The sequence below is a fragment of the Streptomyces sp. 8L genome (genome assembly GCF_020176795.1).
Lineage (GTDB): Bacteria > Actinomycetota > Actinomycetes > Streptomycetales > Streptomycetaceae > Streptomyces.
Window position 1 is genome coordinate 1 of sequence record NZ_JAIUKE010000508.1, and the last position, 8,062, is coordinate 8,062.

Here is an 8,062-nt window from a genome sequence, read left to right on the forward strand (position 1 = left end):
CTCTGGGGCCGCGCGCGGGGCGGGCCGCCCCGCAGGACGGCGCCGGGAAGCCCCGCGACGGCGGGGTCCCGGTGCCATCCGGGGGCGGGTTCCCGGTACTCCGCGGCGGCGCGCGTCCCGGCCCGCAGGCCGGTGAGCCACCGCGCGGCGCTGCGCCGGGCGCGCTGGGTGTCGTCGGCCGGCGTCCCCGGCGTTGTCGGCATGATCGGTGGCCCCTCCAGTCGAGCCCGGCGGGGCACCTGGGCCCGCCGATCAGGCATGCTCCGCGGTGAGCGAGCGTACGGCTTCCGCGAACGCCTCGCCCCGCTTGTTGTAGTTGGCGAACATGTCCATCGACGCGCAGGCGGGGGCCATCAGGACCGTGTCCCCCGGCTGTGCCAGGCGCGTCGCCTCGTGGACCGCCGCAAGCATCGCCCCAGTGTCGGTCCGGTCGAGGTCGACCACCGGGACCTGCGGGGCGTGTCGCGCCAGGGCTTCCCGGATGAGGGCACGGTCGGCGCCGATCAGCACCACCCCGCGCAGCCGCGACGCCGCGCCCGCGACCAGCTCGTCGAAGGTGGCCCCCTTGGCGAGGCCGCCCGCGATCCAGACGATCGGGTCGTAGGAGGCCAAGGACGCCTCTGTCGCGTGAGTGTTCGTCGCCTTGGAGTCGTCGATGTACGTGACGCCCGAGACGTCCGCGACATGCTCCATGCGGTGCGGGTCGGGGCGGAAGGCACGCAGTCCGTCCCGTACGGCGGAGGGTTCGACGCCGTAGGCGCGCGCGAGCGCCGCCGCGGCCAGGGCGTTGGCGATGTTGTGCGGCACGGCCGGGGTGATGTCGCTGACCTCGGCCAGCTCCTGCGCCTGCCGCTGCCGGTTCTCGACGAAGGCGCGGTCGACCAGCAGGCCGTCCACGACTCCGAGTTCGGAGGGGCCCGGAGCGGAGAGGGTGAAGCCGATGGCGCGGCAGCCCTCTTCGACGTCGGCCGCGCGGACCAGGTCCGCGGTCGCCTTGTCGGCCGCGTTGTAGACGCACGCGACCTGGTTGCCCTCGTAGATCCGGCCCTTGTCGGCGGCGTACGCCTCCATGGAGCCGTGCCAGTCGAGGTGGTCGGGGGCGAGGTTGAGCACCGCCGCGGAGTGGGCGCGCAGGCTGGGCGCCCAGTGCAGCTGGTAGCTGGAGAGTTCGACCGCGAGCACGTCGTAGGTCTCGTCGCCGGTGACGGCGTCCAGGAGGGAGACGCCGATGTTGCCGACGGCCGCCGTCCGCAGGCCCGCCGCGGCCAGGATCGCGGCGAGCATCCGTACGGTGGTCGTCTTGCCGTTGGTGCCGGTGACCGCGAGCCAGGGTGCCGCCCCCGGTCCGCGCAGCCGCCAGGCGAGTTCGACATCGCCCCAGATCTCGGCGCCCGCCGCGGCGGCGGCCGCGAACAGCGGCTTGTCGGGCCGCCAGCCGGGGGCCGTGACGACCAGTTCGGTACCGGCGGGCAGCGTGTCGCCGTCGCCGAGCCGCACGGTGACGCCGAGCGCGGCCAGGTCCCGTGCCTGGGCGCGGGAGCGGTCGTGGGGGCCGTCGTTGACGACGGTGACCTCGGCGCCGAGGCCGTGCAGGACGCGTGCCGCGGGGACGCCGGAGACGCCGAGTCCCGCGACGGTGACGCGCCTGCCCTGCCAGTCGTCCGTGTTCACGTGTTCACCTCGGCTGCCCCACTGGTCCCCCGGCTCACTTCTTGGCTGCCCATCCTGCGTAGAAGAGTCCGAGCGCGACGATCACGCACATGCCCTGGATGATCCAGAACCGGACCACGACAAGGACTTCGGACCACCCCTTCAATTCGAAGTGGTGTTGGAGCGGGGCCATGCGGAAGACGCGCTTCCCGGTCATCCGGAACGATCCGACCTGGATCACCACGGACATCGTGATGAGGACGAACAGACCGCCGAGCACGGCCATCAGGAACTCGGTGCGCGAGGTGATCGCGAGGCCGGCGAACGCGCCGCCGAGAGCGAGCGAGCCGGTGTCCCCCATGAAGATCTTCGCCGGGGACGTGTTCCACCACAGGAAGCCGAAGCACGAGCCCATGAGGGCGGACGCCACGACGGCGAGGTCGAGCGGGTCCCGTACCTCGAAACAGGCATTGGGGTTGGTCAGGGTCGCCGCGTTGGCGCAGGACTCCTGGAACTGCCACAGGCCGATGAAGGTGTACGCGCCGAAGACCATCACCGACGCGCCGGTGGCGAGGCCGTCCAGACCGTCCGTCAGGTTCACGCCGTTCGACATCGCGAGGATCATGAACAGCGCCCAGACGACGAACACCACGGGCCCGATCGACCAGCCGAAGTCCGTGACGAACGACAGCTTGGTCGACGCGGGGGTGATGCCGCGGGTGTTCGGGTCCTGGAGCGCGAGCACCGCGAAGGCGATGCCGACGATCAGCTGCCCGGCCATCTTGGCCTTGGCCCGCAGGCCGAGGGAGCGCTGTTTGACGATCTTGATGTAGTCGTCGAGGAATCCGACGAGGCCCATCCCGGTCATCAGGAACAGCACGAGCACACCGGAGAAGTGGAAGTCCTCCCCGGTGACCAGCTTCGCCAGGACGTACGCGATGAGCGTCGCCAGGATGAAGGCGATGCCGCCCATGGTGGGCGTGCCCTTCTTGCTGCCGTGCGTACGCGGCCCGTCGTCCCTGATGAACTGTCCATAGCCCTTGCGGGCAAGGAGCTTGATGAGCAGCGGGGTACCGATCAGGGTCAGGAAGAGCCCGATGGCCCCCGCGAAGAGGATCTGCCTCATCGGCCGGCGACCTCGCCCTCGGCCGCGTCGTCGAGCAGGGCGAGGGCCACCCTCTCCAGCGCTGCCGACCTGGATGCCTTCACCAGCACGACGTCTCCCGGACGCAGTTCCCTGCGCAACAGGTCGATCGCCGCCCGTGCGTCGGACACGTGCACCGACTCCTCACCCCACGAACCCTCGTTGTAAGCGCCCAGTCGCAGCCAGGACGCTTCCCTGCCCCCGACCGCCACGAGCTTGTTGACGTTGAGCCGGACGGCGAGCCGTCCGATCGCGTCGTGCTCGGCGAGCGTGTCGTCCCCGAGCTCGGCCATGGGGCCGAGCACCGCCCAGGTACGCCCCCCCTCGGCACGTGCGGCGCCGCCCATGGCGACCAGCGCGCGGAGCGCGGCTCGCACGGACTCGGGGTTCGCGTTGTAGGCGTCGTTGACGATCGTCACGCCGTCCGAGCGCTCGGTGACCTCCATACGCCAGCGGGAGAGGGTTCCCGCCGACTGGAGCGCTTCTGCGATCTCGTCGACGGACAGGCCCAACTCATGGGCTACGGCGGCCGCGGCGAGCGCGTTCGACACGTGGTGCTCACCGTACAGCCGCAGCGTCACCTCCCTGCACCCGGAGGGTGTCCGGAGCAGAAACGCGGCCTGTCCCGTGTCCGTGAGTCGCACGTTCTCGGCCCGTACGTCTGCCTTGTCCGACTCACCGAAGTACACGACGCGCGCCGTGGTGCGCGTCGCCATCTCCGAGACGAGCGCGTCGTCCGCGTTCAGGACGGCGATGCCGCCCTCCTCCGCCGACGGCAGCGACTCGACCATCTCGCCCTTGGCGAGGGCGATGTTCTCGCGGCTGCCGAACTCGCCGATGTGGGCCGTGCCCACGTTCAGGACGAGGCCGACCCGGGGAGGCACGAGCCCGGTCAGGTAGCGGATGTCGCCGATGTAGCGGGCACCCATCTCCATGACGAGGTAGCGGGTGTCCGCCTCGGAGCGCAGGGCGGTGATGGGCAGGCCGATCTCGTTGTTGAGGTTGCCCTCCGGCCAGACGGTGGGCGCCTTGCTGCGCAGCAGCTGGGCGATCAGGTCCTTGGTGCTGGTCTTGCCCGCGGAGCCGGTGAGCGCGACCACGGTGGCGCCGAGGCGCTCGACGACGGCCTTGGCGAGGGCGCCGAGCGCCTCCACCACGTTGTCGACGACGACGGCGGGCACACCGACGGGGCGGGTGGCGAGGACGGCGACCGCGCCGTCTTCGACCGCCTGCCGGGCATAGTCGTGGCCGTCGACGCGCTCGCCCGCGAAGGCCGCGAAGAGGCCCCCGGCCACGACCTTGCGGGAGTCGTAGACGACGGGCCCGGTGACCAGGATGTCCTTGGCGCCCGGCAGATCCGGTATGTCGTACGCCTGCCCGCCGACGATTTCGGCGACCTCGGCGAGGGAGAGGGTGATCACTTGGTCATCCCTGACTGTTGTTCCTGTGACGACTGGCGTTCTCGTGGCAGGGCTCGTCGTGGAGCGCGTGGCTGATCGCGTCGCGCAGGACCTCCCGGTCGTCGAAGGGGCGTACGACGCCCGCGATGTCCTGTCCCTGTTCGTGGCCCTTGCCGGCGACGAGGACCGTGTCGCCGGGCTGGGCGCGGGCGACCGCCGTGGCGATCGCGGCGGCGCGGTCGGCGTCGAGCAGGACGGCGCCCCGCTCGTGCACGGGCACCTCGGCCGCGCCCGCGACCATCGCGGCGAGGATCGCGAGGGGGTCCTCGGAGCGCGGGTTGTCGGAGGTGAGGACGGCGGTGTCGGCGAGCCTGGCCGCCGCGGCGCCCATCGGGCCCCGCTTGGTGATGTCGCGGTCGCCGCCGCAGCCGAGCACGATGTGCACCTGCCCCTTGGTGACCTTGCGCAGGGAGCGCAGCACGGACTCGACGGCGTCGGTCTTGTGCGCGTAGTCGACCACGGCGAGGTAGGACTGCCCGGCGTCGACGCGCTCCAGGCGGCCGGGGACCCCGGGGACCGCGGCGACGCCCTCGGCGGCGGTGGCCGGGTCGATGCCCGCGACGGCCAGCGCGACGACCGCGGCGAGGGTGTTGGCGACGTTGAAGGGGCCGGGCAGCGGCGCCTCCGCGTGCACCCTGACGCCGCCGGGACCCACGACCGTGAAGGTCGAGCGGTGCGAGCCGACCTCGACGTCCTCGGCGCGCCACTCGGCGTCGGGGTGGCCCTCGGCGGAGAACGTGGTGACCGGCACGGAGGCCTCGGTCACGAGCCTGCGGCCGTACTCGTCGTCGTAGTTGACGACGCCCTTGCGGCTGCGCTCCGGCGTGAACAGGCTCGCCTTGGCCTGGAAGTAGTCCTCCATGCCGGAGTGGAACTCCATGTGCTCCGGGCTGAGGTTGTTGAAGACGGCGACGTCGAAGACGCAGCCGTCGACCCGGCCGAGCACCAGCGCGTGGCTGGAGACCTCCATCGCGACCGAGGTGGTGCCGCGCTCGCGCATGACCGCGAACAGCGCCTGGAGGTCGGTGGCCTCGGGGGTGGTGCGCTCCGACTTGATGCGCTCGTCCCCGACGCGCATCTCGACGGTGCCGATCAGGCCGGTACGGTGGCCGGCGCCGCGCAGGCCGCCCTCCACGAGGTACGCGGTGGTGGTCTTGCCCGAGGTCCCGGTGATGCCGATCTGGAGCAGGTCGTCGCCCGGGTGCCCGTAGATCGCCGCGGCCAGCTCGCCCATCCGGGCGCGCGGGTCGGGTACGACGAGGGCGGGCAGGCCGGTGGCCTCGGCGCGCTCCCGGCCCGCCGGGTCGGTCAGGACGGCCGCGGCACCCAGCTCCGCGGCCTGCGCCGCGTAGTCGGCGCCGTGCGCGCGGGCGCCGGGGAGGGCCGCGTAGACGTCGCCGGGGCGGACGGCCCGTGAGTCGTGGGTGATGCCGGTGACCTCGCGGGGGCCGAGCGGGGCGCTCTCGCCGAGCAGCTTCCCCAGGTCGGCGAGCGGGATCGGGCTCACCCGGTCGGGGCGCGGCGCCCCCGGCCTGCTCTCGGGGGCGGGCGCGGCGTCGGTCGGGTTCTGATCAGCGTGTCGCACGGCGGTGAGCGTACCCGCCTGTGCGGGGCTCGGGCCAAGCGAGGGCGGCGCGCCGTCCGCGGTGGAGGGGCGGTCGCCGGGCGGGGTGGTGTTGGTCGTCACTGGCGGTTCCTGGTGCCTTGAGGGTCAGTCGCCGGAAGATCCCGGGTCGAAGGTGACCGGCAGTCGCGACGGGGCGCTTCCGGTGGGCGGGACCTGGAGCGTCTTGAGGGAGAACTCCATGACTTTCTTGAAGATGGGACCGCAGATCGAGCCGCCGAAGTACGGGCCGCTCGTGGGGTTCTGGATGGCGCAGTAGACGGTGATCTGGGGCTTGTCGACGGGGGCGAAGCCGGCGAAGGAAGAGGTGTACCCACGGTAATTACCGGTCTTGGGGTCCACCCGGTTGGCGGTACCGGTCTTGCCTGCTACCCGGTAGCCGGGGATTTTCGCGGAGGTGCCGGTCCCCTCGATGTTGCCCACCACCGACTCCAGCATGGTGCCGACGGTGTGCGCGGTCGCCGCGCTGACGACGCGGTTCTCGCGCGGGGCGGGACTCGGCGTGAAGCGGCCGTCGGGGCCCCGGGTGCCCTTGATCAGCGACGGCTGCACGCGGACGCCGCCGTTGGCGATGGTGGAGTACACGGACGCGGCCTGGAGGGCGCTGAGGGAGAGCCCCTGGCCGAAGGGGATCGTGTACTGCTGCGAGGTCGACCAGTCCCCCGGCTTGGCGAGCAGTCCCTGGGTCTCGCCGGGGAAGCCGAGCCCGGTGGGCTGCCCGATGCCGAACTTCTTCAGGTACGAGTAGAGCACCTTGTTCGCCTGGGCCTGGGTGCTGCCGAGGTGGCCGGCCGCCTCGATGGTGCCGATGTTGCTGGACTTGGCGAGGACGCCGTTGAGCGTGAGGTACTCGGTCGCGTGGTCGACGTCGTCGTGGAAGAGGCGGTCGCCGCGGTGCAGCCGGTTGGGCACGACGACATGGGTGAGCGGGGTGGCCGCCTTCTGCTGGAGCACGGCGGACATCGTCATGATCTTGGCGACGGAGCCGGGCTCGTACGCGTCCTGGAGCGCGGCGTTGCCCAGGTTCGCCGAGCTGGCCGTGGACAGGTCGTTGGGGTCGAAGCCGGGCGCGTCGGCCATCGCGAGGACCTCGCCGGTGCGGGCGTTCTGCACGACGACATAGCCCCGGTCCGCCTTCGACTTCTTGACCTGGGCCGCGATGGCCTGCTGGGCCTCCCACTGGATGTCGCGGTCGATCGTCAGCTCGACGCCCGTACCGGGCACGGCGGGCTTCTCGCTGGAACTGCCGGTGGGCACGCGGCGCCCGCCGGACTGGGTGTACGAGATCTCGCCGTCGCGCCCCGCGAGCTGCTTGTCGAGCATCGACTCGACGCCGCCCGCGCCGTGCCCGGAGGCGTTGACGAAGCCCAGTATCCCGGCGGCGAGGTCGCCGTTCGGATAGACGCGCTTGCTGGACTCCTCGTCGAAGACACCGGCGAGCGGGTTGGTGCCGGGGCCGCCCGCGGCGGCGTCCTTGCTCGCCTTGGTGGCGAGGACGTTCTTGAGGTCCTTGATCTGGTTCCAGACCTGCGGCGTCTGCCGCGAGGCGAGCACCGTGTAGCGGGAGTTCGGCGTGCTCAGCTTCTTGACCAGGGCCGCCTGGTCGACGCCGAGGACCGGGGCGAGGAGCGCCGCCGCCCGCTCGGGCGTGTCGGACGCCTTGCTGAAGGCGGGCGCGAACATCGAGGGGTCCGCGGTGATGTCGTACGCGTCGTCGCTCGCGGCGAGCGGGACACCCGAGCGGTCGGTGATCTCGCCGCGCTCCGCCGCCACGGTGGACTTCAGGACGCGGTTCTGGTCGGCCCTCGTGGTGTAGGCGCTCGCGTCGACGGCCTGCACCTGGAGCAGCCGCACGGTGAAGACGAGCACCACGAGCGAGAGGCCGAACGCGACGAACCGCAGCCGGGGCCTGGGGCTGCCGAGCTTCAGCCGCCGGGGCCCGCGGGGCGGGCCCGGCCGGGACATGCGGCGCGGTACGGGCCGTGGCCTCGCGCCAGGACCCGGTCGTGCGCCGCCTGCGGGGCGGCCGGGGCCCGGCACCCTGCGGCGCGGTGGTTCCTGGGAGGGCACGTGCGTCACCTGCCGGGGGAGGTCGTCGGGGTGGCCGCCGCGCCGGTCAGCGCGAGCGGTACGGCGGTGCCGGGCGGGGTGGCCGTACCGGAGGGCGACGCGCCGGCGGACGGG

General features: G+C 72.3%; 6 protein-coding genes. All 6 read right to left on the bottom strand.

What is annotated here, in order from left to right:
- On the bottom strand, positions 1 to 203 hold a 203-nt coding region (locus LCE31_RS32660; protein ID WP_225020888.1), incomplete at its 3' end, for a hypothetical protein.
- Between the two features lie 49 nt (positions 204 to 252).
- Positions 253 to 1,671: a UDP-N-acetylmuramoyl-L-alanine--D-glutamate ligase gene (gene murD / locus LCE31_RS32665; protein WP_225020889.1), complete on the bottom strand. Its 1,419-nt coding sequence runs from the start codon at positions 1,669 to 1,671 to the stop codon at positions 253 to 255.
- Positions 1,672 to 1,705: 34 nt separating this feature from the next.
- The gene (mraY, locus tag LCE31_RS32670; protein WP_225020891.1) at positions 1,706 to 2,776 is read right to left on the bottom strand and encodes a phospho-N-acetylmuramoyl-pentapeptide-transferase; all 1,071 of its coding nucleotides are present in this window, start codon (positions 2,774 to 2,776) and stop codon (positions 1,706 to 1,708) included.
- Positions 2,773 to 4,215 carry a UDP-N-acetylmuramoyl-tripeptide--D-alanyl-D-alanine ligase gene (locus tag LCE31_RS32675; protein ID WP_225020893.1) on the bottom strand — a complete coding sequence of 481 codons (1,443 nt, stop codon included), beginning with the start codon at positions 4,213 to 4,215 and terminating at the stop codon, positions 2,773 to 2,775. The genes mraY and LCE31_RS32675 overlap by 4 nt, the downstream gene beginning before the upstream one ends.
- A 4-nt stretch (positions 4,216 to 4,219) precedes the next feature.
- Positions 4,220 to 5,941, bottom strand: a complete 1,722-nt coding sequence (locus LCE31_RS32680; protein WP_374118621.1) for a UDP-N-acetylmuramoyl-L-alanyl-D-glutamate--2,6-diaminopimelate ligase — start codon at positions 5,939 to 5,941, stop codon at positions 4,220 to 4,222.
- A 24-nt stretch (positions 5,942 to 5,965) separates the two neighbouring features.
- Positions 5,966 to 7,948, bottom strand: coding sequence for a peptidoglycan D,D-transpeptidase FtsI family protein (locus LCE31_RS32685; protein ID WP_308042343.1), 1,983 nt, complete (start codon positions 7,946 to 7,948; stop codon positions 5,966 to 5,968).
- Positions 7,949 to 8,062 lie beyond the last annotated feature (114 nt).